This is a genomic window from Pirellulales bacterium (assembly GCA_019636335.1).
Classification (GTDB): domain Bacteria; phylum Planctomycetota; class Planctomycetia; order Pirellulales; family JAEUIK01; genus JAHBXR01.
The window spans coordinates 1-13,946 of record JAHBXR010000032.1; the positions used below are offsets into that span (position 1 = coordinate 1).

The window sequence follows — 13,946 nt, forward strand, 5'->3', positions numbered from 1 at the left end:
AAGGACGACCGTAACAGTGCGGTGCCTGTGGCTAGTGGATCTCGCCGTAACCCTGTTGCAAGCATATTTCATCCTTGTCCCTGCGATGTCGTAGCCAGGGCGATTGAGACAACAAAACAAAACGTCCCGGCCAGCGTTGCCACTGGCCGGGACGTTTTTGTTTACCGTTTGAACTTCGTCGTACCAAAGTCCGCAGCGACTACTTGTTCTGCGCCCCTTCGGTCGCGGGGGTCGTCGTGGTCGGCTCCTCCGCCTGCTGTTCTTCCTTCTCCGACGCGCGGCACAAGTAGAACTCGCGCGTCACGCCGCCGGGGAAGTGGACCCAAGCCGGGGTTTCCTCTTCCGTCAGACCCGCCAATTGCACGTCGAACGTGGCCTTCGAAGTCGGACCGACGCGGAATGCCACGCGCTGCGTCTCGCGGTTCACCGCACCCGTGACCGGTTGCGTCTGATGCGAGACGAGATCGACGTACTCGCCGCGGATCACCCCCTCGTGGCTCACCTGCAACTGAACGAGCGCGTCGGGCGTGCCATCCTCGCTCGTCGAGATCTGGAACACGCCAAGCGGCAGGAAGTCGCTCGAGGCGACCGAAGCCTGTGCTCCCTGGTCGGCCAGCGTGCTCGCCTCGCCGGCGGCCTTGGCGTAGTCGACGTTGTCTTTGCCTTCGTCGTCCGACTTGCTGTCGGCGTTGTCTTCGCTGCCGTTCGAGGCGGTCTGCGTTTCGCCTGCATCCGTCGAGTTGTCGTCCGAATCATCGCCGTCGTCGTCCGACTGGTTGTCGGCGTAGCCGTAGGTCGGGCCGTTCACGTCATAGAGGGGCGCGGTGCCGGCTTCGTAGCCGAGCCAACCGCCGAGGCCCGCCCAACTGGCGGCCACCCAGGGATTGCCCACCCGGCCCCAACCCCAGCCCGGATGAGCGCCGTACCAGCCGCCGGTGAAGGGAGCGTAGCCGCCGTCGTGGTGATAGTAGTGGTGCCAGTCGTGATGGTAACCGTGGTGAGCGTGATGGTGATATCCGTGATGCGTGTGGCCGTGGTGATGCACGCCGTGGTGCGAATGGGTGTGCGAGTGATGGTGCGCGCCACCATGGTGGCCGCCGCCGTGATGTCCACCGCCATGGTGGCCGCCACCACCGTGACCGCCGCGGCCGAGTGCCACGCCTGTTGCCAAGAACGCCATCAGTCCGCACAGCAGTGCGGTCGTGCCAAGCTTCTTCACGGTAGAACCTCGTTGGTCGTGTGTTTCGCTGTGTGAGCGTCCGCAACGACGGACGCTCTGCCCGTTGTGAGAAAGCCTAGCTCGCAATCGTCCCCGCCTGAGCAAGATAAAGGGGTCATGCACGCGCAGCGGGATGACCCCATGTTGCCTTCTGGCAACCTGTCGGGGAAACGCCTGTGGCCACCTGGCAACATCGAAGATGGTTGGATAGCCCCTCATCCTCTTGTCGCTGGGCACGTTGGACCTCCTTCGCAGGCGGCAAAGAATTCCTGGCTGGTTCGCAAGATCGTGCGGCTCTAAAATATGGATCGCGGCACGCTAGGCGACGCGTGGAGAATGCTTTCATGTCCAAACAATCCACTTCCGCGAATTCCGCATCGCACTCGCCGCATCGCATTACAGCGCCGCCCGGCTCGGCCGCGTATCAAGCGCAGATGCTCGAGCAGGGACAAGCGGCGATGGATCGCGCTTTGGCGATGCCCCTAACCCGGCTGGCCTTTGGCACCTACCTGGCAGTGATGGTGCTGCTTGTGATGGGCCTGTGCTCTTCCTCGGTGAGTATCATCTACGAAGGTCGGTGGAGCGAAGCGGTCACGAGGCTGATGCTGGCCGTGCTTTTGGTGCCGATGCTGTTTGGAATTGCCAGCGTGGCATGTACGGGCCGCTCGCTGCGACGGTGGTTCGTGGAAATCATAATGCGTTATCAGGCACGACCACCCGCATCTGCCCAACAGGCGCCCCGCGAGGACAAATAGTCGTTGATTTCATGAGCAAGCATCACTTCACCGCCGCCGAGTTGGACCTGTACGAGCGCGAGGGGTATCTCCTCGTGCCGCATCTCTTCGCCGCTGACGAGATGGCAACGCTGTTGGACTACGCGAAGAACGACCCGGCGCTGGCGGCCGGCAGCTACGCGCGGCGCGATGCCGCCGGGGGCGAGAGCAAGCTTGCGCTGTGGAACACCGCGGGAGACGATCTCTACGGCCTGTTCGGCCGCTCGCCGCGGATCGTCGATCGCATGGAGCAACTGCTCGAGGGCGAGGTCTACCACTGGCACACGAAGATGATGCTCAAGGAGCCGCGCGTCGGGGGCGCCTGGGAATGGCATCAGGACTACGGCTACTGGTACGACAACGGCTGCCTTTTTCCGCTCTTGGCGAGTTGCCTGATCGCGGTCGATCGCGCGACGAAAGCGAACGGTTGCCTGCAAGTGCTCGTCGGCTCGCACCTCCTGGGGCGCATCGACCACGGCAAAAAGGGGGAACAGACCGGCGCCGACATGGAACGCGTCGCCGAGGCCGAAAAGCGGCTCGAGCGGCGCTATCTCGAAGCGGAGCCGGGGGACGCCATCTTCTTTCACTCGAACCTGCTGCACCGTTCGGACCAGAATCGCTCGGAGAATCCCCGTTGGTCGCTGATCTGCTGCTACAACGCAGCGCGGAACGATCCTTATAAGGAATCGCGACATCCCCGCTATTCGCCGTTGTCGAAAGTGGACGACGAGGCGATCCGGCGTTTCGGCGAAGAGTTTCAGGCTCACGCGAAGCCGCGGAGCCGCAGACAAATGTAGGTCACGCTGCCTGTGCGTGACTTACCCAATCACCTTCCGCCGGTGGGAGACGTAGTCCCACACGACGTAGCGGTCGAGATCCTTGCCGCCGGTGAAGAAGACTCTTCCGCTGGTCGACTCGGCCAGTCGATAGGCGAATTGCACGTCCTCGCTCGATTGCGACCAGCTCGGCAGCAGGAAGACGTTGATCGTGATGTGCTCGCGCTGGCACAGCAGCCCCTCGCGCAGCGTTGCTTTCTCCGTCGCCGGATGGGGTGGGTAGAGCAGGTAAAGCATTTCGCCTTCGAAATGCGCGGTGGGCAGCCCGTCGGTGATGAGGATGATCTGGCGGTTCGGCGTGTCTTGCGTCGAGAGATAGCGCCGCGCCAGTTGCAGCCCGTGCTGCAAGTTGGTGAAGTGGGGCGGGATCTGAACTTCGCTGATGTCGGGATCGCTCATGTCGGCCTTGAGCCGGATGACCGGGTCGAACATGGTGACCGGCTTGGGCATCAGCTCGGCGATCTCGCTCCGCTGCCGCGGCTTGGCGAAGGTGAAGATCTCGATGAATTGCAAAAAGTCGCCGGGATATTCGCGGCGGATGAGCCCATCGAGCGCGAGTGCCATCCGTTTCACATTGATGTATTGCCCGTCATAGCGCATCGAGCCGCTCATGTCCATCAGCACGGCCGTGGCGCACTTGGGGGTGTTGCGCGTGCGATGGACTTCGATATCGTCCGACTTCATCCGCACGGGCAGGCCCGGCCCGCTGCGCAGCAGGGCGTTTACGAGCGAGGTGGGAATATCCATGCTCGCCACGGGATCGCCGAACTCATAGGGCTTGGTACGCTGTAGTTCGACGGCCCCTTCGCCCACGATCGGTCCCGTGTGACGTCCGGTGCGCGAGGCCTCGAGCTCGCTGAAGATCTCTTGCAGCAATTTGCCCTGGAAGATCTTGTAGGCCTGTGGGGTGAGCTGGTACATGCCGTCGGGACCGCGTTTGAGCCCCTGCCGCTGGGCGGCCTCGCGCATGTAGTCTTCGATCTGTTGGCGTAGCTCTTCGAGCTGGTTGAGATCCCCCGGCTGCGCGAAGCGGGAAAGCTCCTCCATGTCGATGAGGCCGATCTGCGCCGTCTTGGCCGCTTCTTCGAGTTGCTCGAGCAGACGGTCGATCGTTTCGAGCTCTTCCTTGATGGCCAAGGCCTGGGGAATGGTCATCCTCTCGCGGCCGGTGAAGGCGTACTTCGCCGCCAACTCATCGACCTGGTACTTGTCGCCCAGGGCGTCGACCAGTTGCACCAATTGCCGCGAGAATTGCGAACGCTCGTCCCCGGCCCGGTACCAGAGGCGTTCGAGCTCGCGGAGCTGCTCGTCTTTGAAGGCTTGTTGGAAGGCAGGCCGCAGCCCGGCGGGAGCCTTCATGCGATTCCCCATCTCGCGATAGCGTGAGCCGGCACGTTCGCGGACGCGATCGGTCTCGTAGGTGGCGAGGATTTTTTCCTTCCGCTCGCGTAGCAGTTGCAGCAGATAGTCGATGCTGGGACCCAGGCCCGCGATCTGACTGGGATCGAGACGAATCGCGTTCGCGAGTTCCTCTTCCGTCAGATGCCGCATCGAGCCGTACGCCAGCAGGTGCTCGAACGCCGGCGAGACGAGATCCGGCGGCGGTTGCGTCGGGCTGGGAAAGTTCTTGGGATCGTAGCGCTGATAGGTGTGGATCACACCGCCGAGCGTCTTACGAGAGGTCATAGACAATCCTTCCATGATGCTGCGCGCGGGAGATGCGATCCGTAGCGTGCAGTCCGGCCAAGACGAACTCGACACACGAGGCGCGTACGGCGGCGTCGGTCGAGGCATTGACCTCGAACGCCTTATCCCAGGCGGGGGGGACTCGCTTCAAGCGCTCGACGTAGACCGACGAAGGAAGCGCATCACCGACTTCGATCTTCACCCCCTCGGCAAAGATCTGGGCAATCTCTTCCAGGCCGTGCCGTTCGACGTATTCTTCGAACACCTGCTTAATCGCCTCGGCAAGAATCGAGTCGACCACCTGCCGCTCGGTCAGTTGGTGACTGCTCATCAGATCGAGCTCGAGCTTGCCGAGCGACGAGCTGTAGAGATGCCCCAGGTCGCTGATCCGTGGCACCGCCGGACGTTCTCCCAGGCGCGCGCCGCGCTGCCGCGCACTGGCCACCATGGTGCGATAGTTAGCGATGCTGAAACGCGCGCTCACGCCCGACTGGTGATCGATGTACTTCGAGCGGCGCGCGACGCGACTCATCTCCTCAACGATCTCGCGCATGAAGTAGGGGACAACGACGGGGAAATCGCCATCCAGATCGAGCCTGGCCTCCTGCTCCATGATCTGGATGCCCAATTCGCGCTCGCGCGGGTAGTGCGTATGAATCGCCGAGCCAATGCGATCCTTGAGCTGCGGAATCACCTTGCCCGAGCGATTGAACGTCGAGGGATTCGCCGAGAACAGGATCAGCACATCGATGTCGAAGCGGATGGGGTAGCCGCGAATCTGCACGTCGCGTTCTTCGAGGATGTTGAACAGTCCGACCTGCACCAGCTCGTCCAGCTCGGGCAGCTCGTTCATGGCGAAGATGCCGCGGTGCATGCGCGGAATGAGCCCGAAGTGGAGCGCCTCTTCAGCCGACATGCTGGTGCCGCCGGCCAGGCGCGAGGGATCGATCTCGCCGATGATGTCGGCGAACTTGGTGCCGGGGGCGAGCCGTTCGGCGTAGCGCGCGTCGCGCGGCCACCAGCCAATGGGGACCTCGTCCTCGGACGCTTCAGCCAGCACCCGGCGGCCGACGCTCGTGATCGGGCGAAAGGGGTCGTCGTGCAGCGGGGCCTCGGGCACGTCGAGATAGGGGATCGCTTCGTCCAGAAAGCGGACCAGCAACCGCATCAGGCGGCTCTTGGCCTGCCCCTTCTCTCCCAGGAAGAGCATGTCGTGCTGCGCGAGCAACGCGATGTTGATCTCGGGAATGACGGTATCGTCGTAACCGATGATGCCGGGGAAGAGCTCTTCGCCTTCGCTCAGCATCCGCAGAAAGTTGTCGTAAATCTCTTGCTTGACTGACTTCGACCTCCAGCCACTCTCGCGCAGCTCGCGCAGATTGGTGGGGCGCTGGGCGACTTGGGACATCGGGCGGGGTGCCTCGTGGGTGCTCAATCGATCCGGGGCCGGCCACACGATCGATTCACGCGGCCGGCGCTCTTTCGTCCACTGGGGTGATTATAGCGCAGCGGGCAAACGGTTCGCGAATCGTGTCCGGCAGACGAGCACCACGAAATGCGTTCTAATGACACAACCGAGTGGGCCCGCGCGTAGGAACTTGACCATGGCGAATCCGCTTTCCCGCTACGATCGCAGTCAGACGTACGCCTGGAACTACGAGCATGCGCCCCAGGGTCGGTCGTGCCTGCGCGTCCCCTCTTTTCCAGGTGAGTGGCATTTCTGTGGACGGCCGGTCCCCTCGCCGTTGGGAATCGCGGCGGGACCGTTGTTGAATAGCCGGTGGCTGCTGTACTACGCGGGGCTCGGCTTCGACGTGCTGACCTATAAGACGGTGCGCAGCAAGGCCCGCGCCTGCTACCCCCTGCCGAACCTGCAGCCGGTCGAGTGCGGACCACTGCATGGAGGTGAAGGCCCCTTGCCGACGCGCGCGGCCATGGCGGGGAGTTGGGCCGTGTCGTTTGGCATGCCCTCGGCGGAGCCAGACGCCTGGCGGGCCGACGTCGAACGCGCCCGACGCGAACTGCCCCGCGAGAAGCTGCTCTCCGTGTCGGTCGTGGGGACCATCGAAGAAGGGTGGTCGATCGACGACCTGGCCGCCGACTATGCCCGTTGTGCGCGCTGGGCGGTCGAAAGTGGCGCGGATTGCATCGAGACGAACTTTTCTTGCCCGAATGTGGCCACTTGCGATGGCCAGCTTTACCAGGAGCCCGACTCGGCGGCGCTCGTGGCAGCCCGCGTGCGCGAGGCGATCGGCCGCATCCCCTACCTGGTGAAGATCGGCCACGTCGAGCGACCCAATGCGGCCGGCACGCTCGTCGACGCCTTGGCACCGTATATCAATGGTCTCTCGATGACCAACAGCATCGCCACGCAAGTGGTGGACGACGCGGGACAGTTCCTGTTCGCCCAGGAGCGGCGCGGCATCTGCGGCGAGGCGACGCGCGAAGCATCCGTTGCCCAGACAGCCATGTTCGCCCAGATTTTGCAACAGCGTGGACTGTCGTGGACGCTGGTCGGGGTCGGCGGCGCAAGCAGGGCCGAGCACGTGCAGCAGTATCTCGCCGCGGGGGCCAACGCGGTTCATTTGGCAACCGCGGCCATGGTCGACCCTGAAGTTGGCCTCGCCATTCGCCGCCAATGGCCGAGCGTGACAGGCTCGTGATTCTCGGGCCTGGCGCTAATCGGTGTGACAGTGCTTGCACGTATGCACGATTTGTACGGTCGTTTCTCGCGTGATCTGTATCTGCTCGTTGTGGGCGTTGTGACAGTCGGTGCAACAAGCCACGTCGCGTGCCTGGAGCGGAATCGGAGCCACGTCGTGCGGGGGAAGCTTCAAGTGCTTGCGACCCTTGGGGGGCGAGGGGGCCGTCGTGGCGAACGTGCAGGCGACGAGCCGTAATTCGGCGAGCGAGACCTGCGAGGGAATCACCGCTGCCGCGACCGGGCGGAGTGGCTTATCGTCGTCCGTATCGGCGGCAAAGGCCTCGGAATGCGTCGGCGTGACGGGGGGCACCGCCGCGGTGCTTCCCAGGTCGGCGCTGCGCAACAGCCCGCCGATGCAAATCCCCAACAGCACGGCCGCCGACAACCGCCAGGCGGTGGGCAACGTGCGGCGCACGGTTTCGAGATCGAGTCCCGTGGCGTGGCGCAGCTTGGTGGCCAGGCGTGTGCTGGTTCCGCCGCGCCACGACGACGAGCCATAGCGGCCGCCGTGGTCGTCCTGGTCGGCTACGAACAAGTCGCCCCAGTAGGCGGGCAGGTCGCGGCCTTCGTCCGGCGTGATGGCTTCTTCGAAGAGCTCGATCGCCGGCTGCAGCGCCGCAGCGAGCCGCCGGCAGGCGGGGCAATTCGACAAGTGGCGCTCGACGCGCTCGTCCGAAGGTGCGCCGCTGGGAAAGGGTCCCCGCGTCAGGATGTCGAACACGCGGTCGCAGTTCATTGCTGTTCCTCCGCAGCCTCGGACGATCGCAGGTACGTCGTTCGGTCTGGTTCGCTCACATCCTGCTCTTCTGAGCTGGTCAGGTGTGCCAGCCGCAACAGGCCCCAACGAACGCGATTCTTGGCCGTGCCCAGGCTGCACTGCATCGCGTCGGCAATTTCCTGGAACTTCAGTCCGCCGAAGAAACGCAGCCGCAAGGCGTCGGCCTGCACGTCCGGCAGGCTCGCCAGCAAGCGCTCGAGATGCTCGCGGCGTTCTACTTCGAGCAACCGCGCGAAAGGAGCCGCGTCGTCCGTACCCCCCGCGGCGAGGATCGATCGCCCGGTCGTCGTCTCGCGCTCCGCGTCGGTCCACGTCGAGACGCGCGCCGCGCGGGCACGCGTCTTCCAGTGGGCGCGGCATTGATTCAACAGAATCGTCCATAGCCAGGTACGAAATCCGAACGTGGGATCGTACGTCGCACGCGACTTGAACGCGGCCAGAAACGTCTCTTGCACCGCTTCTTCGGCCCAGTCACGCCGGCCGAGACGACTCTCGGCCACGCGTACGAGCGCTCGCTGGTAACGCTCGATCAAATGGGCGAAGAGATGCGTGGCGCCCCCTTGGATCTCGCGCATGAGCTCTTGATCGGAGAGCTGGTCAGGCGGAAACGACACGGTCTAACTCCTCGACGGGGACGCCGCGGCGGCGCTCCTTGCGCTGCCACGTGTGGTCGATTTGCTGCTCCTTGTACCGCCAATCGACCGTTGCATTTTGACCAGTCGGTGACGTCCAGGGCAACGGTCTAGTTCATAGGAGGGGTGTTTTTTTTGGGGTAGCAGGCTCCTCGGCGGCTGCCGGCACGCTCGAACGAACCAACAAACAGGCTTGTTTTCTGGCCAGTGCTTCGGGCAGAGTGCGAATTCGCACAAGTCCTCAACGCAAGGCTTCTTTTTCCCAAGCGGCAAGAAACGATGGATGGTCTCCACGAATGGGCGGCGAGCACGATTTCCGTGCCGATTGGCGGGCAGGGATATCGCCTATCGCCACTGCGTCTCGTCGATTTCGCAGCGATCGAACGCCACCTACTGAACCGACTTCCCGATCCGCTCGGCGTCGTGCTGGCACGGCTCCGAGAGTTCGACGAACCGCAGCAGCGACACCTGCTCGAACTGGCCTACGACGATGTGTGCCGCGGACCGCGCGTCTCGCACGCCGATCTCTGGAACTGGTGCGAGACCCATGAGGGACAGATCTTCCGGCTGTGGCTTTCGCTGCGGCGTGAAAGTCCTGCGCTCACGCTCGCCGACGTCGAGCAGTTGCTGGCGCAGGCCACGCCCGGCGAAGAGGCGGCCTTCCGCGAGGCACTGAACTTGCTCGCAGGCGACCCGCGGGGAAACTGATGGGGCCGGGCTCACCGTGCGATGCCGAGGAACGCTCGATTCCCTGGCGTACGATCTTCCAGCGATTGAGCCTGGCCTACCACTGGACTCCAGCCGAGATACTCGAGCTGACGCCTCCTCAACTGGCGCTCTATCTGACGGACGAGCCCGAACCGGGCGGGACGGTGGCCATGAGCGTCGACGAAGGCTCGCGATTCATCGCGAATCGGCGCGCCGCGCGAGAGGCCTGGATCGATGAGGTCGCGCTTGCCGCGACGACGACGGCCGCACAGCACACCGTCATCGTGGGCGAAAGACGCGCGCCCAGCGTCAACGCAACGAGTGAAGCCAGCTCGCCGTCGCGCGCCGTGCCGCCGTCGGTATCTCGGGCAGCGAGGCACGATGTTCGACCGACCGAGGCCGCTCGCCGCGCCGCGAGCTCGTCGGACATCATTGCGACGTTGCCGCGGTACCCGTCCGCGGCGAGGGAGGAACCGCGGATGCCAAGTCTCGCGCGGAAAGAGTCATTCGCCCCGCTTGCGCCAAGCTTGGGGGTGGTGCGCGACGCGGGCCGGCTCGACGCGCTGGCCCAGCGCGTGGAAGCGATCGCTCGGACGGCCCTGGACACCCAGGGGGCGATCTCGCGTCTCGAACGGCGTCGTGCGGACGGGGCGCACTTCAGTTGACGAGGCACCGCACGTTCGCTGCGAGCGGCCGTTCAGGTCGCGGCAGTGACGCCAGCCCGCGCGAGGCGTTCGTGCGCGTCGAGAATGAGCGTTTCGGTTTCTTCCCAGCCGATGCAGCCATCGGTGATCGACACGCCGTATTTCAGCTCGGCGGGTGCGGTCAGGGCCTGCTTGCCAGGGTTGATGTTGCTCTCGAGCATCAGGCCGACGATCGCATCGTTGCCGGCCAACCGCTGTTCGATCACGTTCTGCCAGACGCCCGCCTGCTTGCGGTAGTCCTTGTCGGAGTTCGCATGGCTGCAATCGACGAGCAAACGGGGGGACAATCCGGCAATGATCAACTGCTCGGAAGCGGCGGTGATCGTTTCGGACAGGTAGTTCGGGCCCGATCGTCCGCCCCGCAGGATGAGGAAGCCCCAGCGATTGCCCAGCGTCTTGATGACCGACGTCTTGCCGTCGCCATCGATGCCGACGAAGCTGTGCGGGCCGCGCGCGGCGAGCATCGCATCGACGGCCACCTGCAGGCTGCCGTCGGTGCCGTTCTTGTAGCCGACCGGCATCGAAAGTCCGCTGGCCATCTGGCGGTGCGTGGGGGATTCGGTCGTCCGGGCGCCGATCGAGGCGAGCGTGATCAGGTCGGCGATGTATTGCGGCGTGATCGGTTCGAGGACCTCGGTGGCGGTGGCCAGTCCCAACTCGGAGACGGCCAACAGAATCTCGCGCGCCATGCGCAGGCCGCATTCGATATCGAACGTGTCGTCGAGATGAGGATCGTTGATCAATCCCTTCCAGCCCAGCGTGGTGCGCGGCTTTTCGAAGTAGACGCGCATCACCAGCAGCAACTGATCCGACACGCGGCTGGCCAGCGTGCGGAGCCGGCCGGCATACTCGATGGCCGCCTGGGGGTCGTGAATCGAGCAGGGCCCGACGACGACCACCATCCGGCGATCGCGGCCGTCGAGGATCTGCATCACCTGTTCGCGCGTCTCGATGACGGTGCGATTGGCCTCCTCGGTCATGGGGCGCTCCTCTTTGAGGATGCGCGGCGCCACCAAGGGGACCAGCTCGCGAATATTGATGTCTTGGGTGGGTTGCATGGCGAGAGAGCGAACTGCGTGAATCATGAGGCCTGAGGAGGTAGCTGGTACGGCAAAAGGGGTTGCCACGGCGGCAAGAAACAGGCACGGCGGGGGTGCTGGCTCAGCCCCCAAAGCACGCGCCGAACTACCTACCTTAATCGGGCCAAGAAGGGCTGTCGAGGCGGGGGATGGCTGGTTGTGTCGACAGACACTTATCGGGCTGAATCCCGCCGATCGAGCGGACAACATGGCGGCTAAAAAATTTGCTTGGAGGCGTCGATTGCCTGGGCCAGCCACAGGCACGCCGTTGCGATGGCGGCACCGCAGACAACGACGAGTCCATAGATGGCCACTCGAGTGAGCGTGCGTCGAAGCCTTTTGGTGGCGGCGGGGTCCTCTTCCTTTGGCGCCTGATACGGATTCTCACTCATGCCGTCATCCTACCTGCGCACGGAGGCGAGGGCGGAATACGCCGAAGTGGCTCCTAGCTCGCTTCACACCCCACCCGCCAACGTGGCGCGCATCAGTTGAGCAATGGCCGAGGAATTTTCATCCCCCTGGCGTTCCAGGGCGCTGACAACTTTCCACCGCCGTTCCTCGGGATGATTCTGATTGAGCTTACTCTTCCCCTCGATACGGCTGATCTCGATCTCGAAGCCGACGATCTCGCGCAGCATCTGGTTGAATTCGGGGTCCGAGTCGTCGTAGGTCCAGGGCTGTTGGTTGGCTGCTTCAAAGGTAGTCGCCGTGCGCTGCAAGATTCCGTGTACGCTGGCCGGGTCTTCGAGGAGACGCAACGTGCCGTACGCATGGACCGTTACGTAGTTCCACGTCGGCACGGTGCCGGGAGTCTCGTACCAGGAGGCCGAGACGTACGCGTGCGGACCGGAGAAGATCACTAGCGCCTCGCCGGTAATATCACGCCATTGTGGGTTGGCCCGGGCCATGTGCCCGAGCAGCCGGCCGTGCGGTTCGACATTGGCGTCGAGCAGGATGGGTAGATGCGTGGCGGTCAGCCCGCGCGCTCCCTGCGTGACGAGGGTTGCGAAGCTGTAGCTTCGCATGGTGGCATGAAGCTGCGCGGTGTCCGAGACCTTGAAGGAAGAAGGTGTGTACATCGGCGCTTCAGCACAGCACGTTACGAGAACAACTCCCCCGCGTCGGCCAGCGTGGGATGCTTCTTATCCTTGTCGGAGAGGATGGCGTGCTGGGCTGCCTCGCCCCAGTCGATGCCCAGCGCCGGGTCGTTCCAGAGGATGCCGCGGTCGCACTCCGGCGCGTAGTAGTCGGTCACCTTGTACAGCACCTCGGTGTTCGGCTCGAGGGTCGCGAAGCCGTGGGCGAAGCCGACCGGCACGTAGAGTTGCCGCCAGTTCTCGGCACTGAGGAGGACCGAGATGTGCTGGCCATAGGTGGGCGAGCCGCGGCGAATGTCGACCGCCACGTCGAGGATCGCGCCCTGCACGACGCGCACCAACTTGGCCTGGGCGCGGGGCGGAATCTGAAAGTGCAGGCCGCGCAGCACGTGCCGCTCGGCCGACAGGGAGTGATTGTCTTGGACGAACTCGACGTCGATACCCAACTGGGTCATCGTGCGGCGGTTGTAGGTCTCGGAGAAGAAACCTCGCGAGTCGCCATGCTTCTTGGGGGTCAGAATTTTGACGTCGGGGATGGCCGTCGACTCGATCTGCATGCTGGCTCGGTCTGGCTGATGAGGAGCAAAGACGGGGCTGCCGCCGCGGGCAATCAAACCATAGCCGGGCGAGGTCGGTCAAGCCTAAACGGGGCGAGTTGCCTGGCCGAGCGCCCCTGCGACACGGTCTTTCGCCGCGTGTTATACTCGTGCTCCGACCGGGCATGAGCGACCCGATCCGCCTGTCTGCCCCCCAACCACCACGAACTCGGCCTGCCTTGCGACGATGGATAGTCCACTGGAAGTCATGGGGGTGAATCTGTTCGCAATCGGCGGACTGATGTTTGTCCTGTGGCTGCTGAGCATCGTGCTCGGCAACACGAGCATTGTCGATCTCTTCTGGGGTACGGGATTTGTCGTCATCGCCTGGATCACGAACCAACTCGTGGGCATTGAGAATCCACGCTCGCTGATCATTGCGATACTCACCACGATCTGGGGAATGCGTCTTACGATCTATCTGTTGTGGCGCAACTGGGGGCAGGGCGAAGATGATCGCTACCGCGCCCTGCGCGCGCGCTTTAGAGAGCACTTTACGTTTGTTAGCTTGTTCACGGTTTTTGGATTGCAGGGCGCCATCCTGTGGTTCGTGGCGCTACCGATTCAGATGGGCCAGACCGTGCGGGGCGAGACCGGACCGACATTTCTCGACGGCATCGGAATCGCCCTGTGGGGATTGGGGTTCTTCTTCGAGGCGGTCGGTGATTATCAACTCGCTCGTTTCAAGGCCGATCCCGCCAACGAGCACCGCGTGTTGAAGTCGGGCCTCTGGGCTTACACGCGGCATCCCAACTACTTCGGCGACTGTTGCGTGGGTTGGGGCATCTATCTGCTGGCCGTGGCCTCGGGCGCCTGGTGGACGATTCTCAGCCCGGTGCTGATGACCTATCTGTTGCTGAAGGTCTCGGGGGTGGCGCTGCTCGAGCGCACGATCGGCGATCGCCGCCCCGAGTACGCCGACTACGTGCGGACGACCAATGCCTTCTTCCCTTGGCCACGCACGCGCTGAGGCGGCGCTAGCAACGCGTGCGCCGCGCGGCATGCTAGCGGCGCGGCATCGCGATTCGACCCATGCTGCTGGTCGTCACGCATGCGCAAATAGAAGCGATTAGGTTGAGCCTTCGCGCGGCGACGGCCGAAGATGGTAAACAGGATCTCGCGCCGGCTCGGTTC

General features: G+C 63.9%; 15 protein-coding genes. 6 read left to right on the plus strand and 9 right to left on the minus strand.

The features are described 5' to 3' along the window. Positions 1-199 precede the first annotated feature (199 nt). Positions 200-1,219, minus strand: coding sequence for a hypothetical protein (locus KF708_22350; GenBank protein MBX3415442.1), 1,020 nt, complete (start codon positions 1,217-1,219; stop codon positions 200-202). 344 nt (positions 1,220-1,563) lie between these two features. Here KF708_22350 and KF708_22355 point away from each other — a divergent pair, with 344 nt between their 5' ends. Beyond that, positions 1,564-1,974, plus strand: coding sequence for a hypothetical protein (locus KF708_22355; protein MBX3415443.1), 411 nt, complete (start codon positions 1,564-1,566; stop codon positions 1,972-1,974). 11 nt (positions 1,975-1,985) lie between these two features. After that, entirely contained in the window at positions 1,986-2,789 is an 804-nt protein-coding gene (locus KF708_22360) for a phytanoyl-CoA dioxygenase family protein (GenBank protein ID MBX3415444.1), read from the plus strand. 21 nt (positions 2,790-2,810) lie between these two features. Here the strand turns inward: KF708_22360 and KF708_22365 are convergent, their stop codons facing one another. Both KF708_22365 and KF708_22370 read right to left on the minus strand, forming a co-directional pair. Further along, entirely contained in the window at positions 2,811-4,514 is a 1,704-nt protein-coding gene (locus KF708_22365; protein ID MBX3415445.1) for a hypothetical protein, read from the minus strand. After that, on the minus strand, positions 4,501-5,922 hold the full coding sequence (locus KF708_22370) for a magnesium chelatase (GenBank protein MBX3415446.1): 1,422 nt from the start codon (positions 5,920-5,922) through the stop codon (positions 4,501-4,503). The genes KF708_22365 and KF708_22370 overlap by 14 nt, the downstream gene beginning before the upstream one ends. Positions 5,923-6,118: 196 nt before the next feature. Here KF708_22370 and KF708_22375 point away from each other — a divergent pair, with 196 nt between their 5' ends. Further along, a complete protein-coding gene (locus KF708_22375) occupies positions 6,119-7,177 on the plus strand; it encodes a hypothetical protein (GenBank protein MBX3415447.1) in 1,059 nt (352 codons plus the stop codon). 15 nt (positions 7,178-7,192) lie between these two features. On the opposite strand, the gene KF708_22380 is transcribed toward KF708_22375, so the two are convergent. Both KF708_22380 and KF708_22385 read right to left on the minus strand, forming a co-directional pair. Then, positions 7,193-7,954 (minus strand): hypothetical protein, encoded by a 762-nt coding sequence (locus tag KF708_22380; protein ID MBX3415448.1) that lies wholly within the window; start codon positions 7,952-7,954, stop codon positions 7,193-7,195. After that, positions 7,951-8,610, minus strand: a complete 660-nt coding sequence (locus KF708_22385; GenBank protein MBX3415449.1) for an RNA polymerase sigma factor — start codon at positions 8,608-8,610, stop codon at positions 7,951-7,953. The genes KF708_22380 and KF708_22385 overlap by 4 nt, the downstream gene beginning before the upstream one ends. A gap of 297 nt (positions 8,611-8,907) precedes the next feature. Here KF708_22385 and KF708_22390 point away from each other — a divergent pair, with 297 nt between their 5' ends. Further along, the gene (locus KF708_22390) at positions 8,908-9,336 is read left to right on the plus strand and encodes a hypothetical protein (GenBank protein ID MBX3415450.1); all 429 of its coding nucleotides are present in this window, start codon (positions 8,908-8,910) and stop codon (positions 9,334-9,336) included. Continuing rightward, complete coding sequence (locus KF708_22395) at positions 9,336-10,001, plus strand: hypothetical protein (GenBank protein ID MBX3415451.1); 666 nt, start codon at positions 9,336-9,338, stop codon at positions 9,999-10,001. The genes KF708_22390 and KF708_22395 overlap by 1 nt, the downstream gene beginning before the upstream one ends. A 32-nt stretch (positions 10,002-10,033) precedes the next feature. On the opposite strand, the gene KF708_22400 is transcribed toward KF708_22395, so the two are convergent. From KF708_22400 to rfbC, 4 genes are all read right to left on the minus strand, one after another. Then, positions 10,034-11,098, minus strand: coding sequence for a 3-deoxy-7-phosphoheptulonate synthase (locus tag KF708_22400; protein MBX3415452.1), 1,065 nt, complete (start codon positions 11,096-11,098; stop codon positions 10,034-10,036). Between the two features lie 236 nt (positions 11,099-11,334). Beyond that, a complete protein-coding gene (locus KF708_22405; GenBank protein ID MBX3415453.1) occupies positions 11,335-11,511 on the minus strand; it encodes a hypothetical protein in 177 nt (58 codons plus the stop codon). Positions 11,512-11,574: 63 nt separating this feature from the next. Next, the gene (locus KF708_22410) at positions 11,575-12,198 is read right to left on the minus strand and encodes an FMN-binding negative transcriptional regulator (GenBank protein ID MBX3415454.1); all 624 of its coding nucleotides are present in this window, start codon (positions 12,196-12,198) and stop codon (positions 11,575-11,577) included. Positions 12,199-12,218: 20 nt separating this feature from the next. Next, on the minus strand, positions 12,219-12,773 hold the full coding sequence (gene rfbC, locus KF708_22415) for a dTDP-4-dehydrorhamnose 3,5-epimerase (GenBank protein MBX3415455.1): 555 nt from the start codon (positions 12,771-12,773) through the stop codon (positions 12,219-12,221). Positions 12,774-13,026: 253 nt separating this feature from the next. Here rfbC and KF708_22420 point away from each other — a divergent pair, with 253 nt between their 5' ends. Further along, positions 13,027-13,782 carry a DUF1295 domain-containing protein gene (locus KF708_22420; protein MBX3415456.1) on the plus strand — a complete coding sequence of 252 codons (756 nt, stop codon included), beginning with the start codon at positions 13,027-13,029 and terminating at the stop codon, positions 13,780-13,782. The last annotated feature ends 164 nt before the right edge of the window (positions 13,783-13,946 follow it).

What these genes read in the sequence shown, in the direction of transcription:
- KF708_22365 (MBX3415445.1), bottom strand. Translation starts at nt 4,514, where the DNA reads ATGACCTCTCGTAAGACGCTCGGCGGTGTGATCCACACCTATCAGCGC.
- KF708_22395 (MBX3415451.1), top strand. Translation starts at nt 9,336, where the DNA reads ATGGGGCCGGGCTCACCGTGCGATGCCGAGGAACGCTCGATTCCCTGG.
- KF708_22355 (MBX3415443.1), top strand. Translation starts at nt 1,564, where the DNA reads ATGTCCAAACAATCCACTTCCGCGAATTCCGCATCGCACTCGCCGCAT.
- KF708_22390 (MBX3415450.1), top strand. Translation starts at nt 8,908, where the DNA reads ATGGATGGTCTCCACGAATGGGCGGCGAGCACGATTTCCGTGCCGATT.
- KF708_22410 (MBX3415454.1), bottom strand. Translation starts at nt 12,198, where the DNA reads ATGTACACACCTTCTTCCTTCAAGGTCTCGGACACCGCGCAGCTTCAT.
- KF708_22375 (MBX3415447.1), top strand. Translation starts at nt 6,119, where the DNA reads ATGGCGAATCCGCTTTCCCGCTACGATCGCAGTCAGACGTACGCCTGG.
- KF708_22360 (MBX3415444.1), top strand. Translation starts at nt 1,986, where the DNA reads ATGAGCAAGCATCACTTCACCGCCGCCGAGTTGGACCTGTACGAGCGC.
- KF708_22380 (MBX3415448.1), bottom strand. Translation starts at nt 7,954, where the DNA reads ATGAACTGCGACCGCGTGTTCGACATCCTGACGCGGGGACCCTTTCCC.
- rfbC (MBX3415455.1), bottom strand. Translation starts at nt 12,773, where the DNA reads ATGCAGATCGAGTCGACGGCCATCCCCGACGTCAAAATTCTGACCCCC.
- KF708_22405 (MBX3415453.1), bottom strand. Translation starts at nt 11,511, where the DNA reads ATGAGTGAGAATCCGTATCAGGCGCCAAAGGAAGAGGACCCCGCCGCC.
- KF708_22370 (MBX3415446.1), bottom strand. Translation starts at nt 5,922, where the DNA reads ATGTCCCAAGTCGCCCAGCGCCCCACCAATCTGCGCGAGCTGCGCGAG.
- KF708_22400 (MBX3415452.1), bottom strand. Translation starts at nt 11,098, where the DNA reads ATGCAACCCACCCAAGACATCAATATTCGCGAGCTGGTCCCCTTGGTG.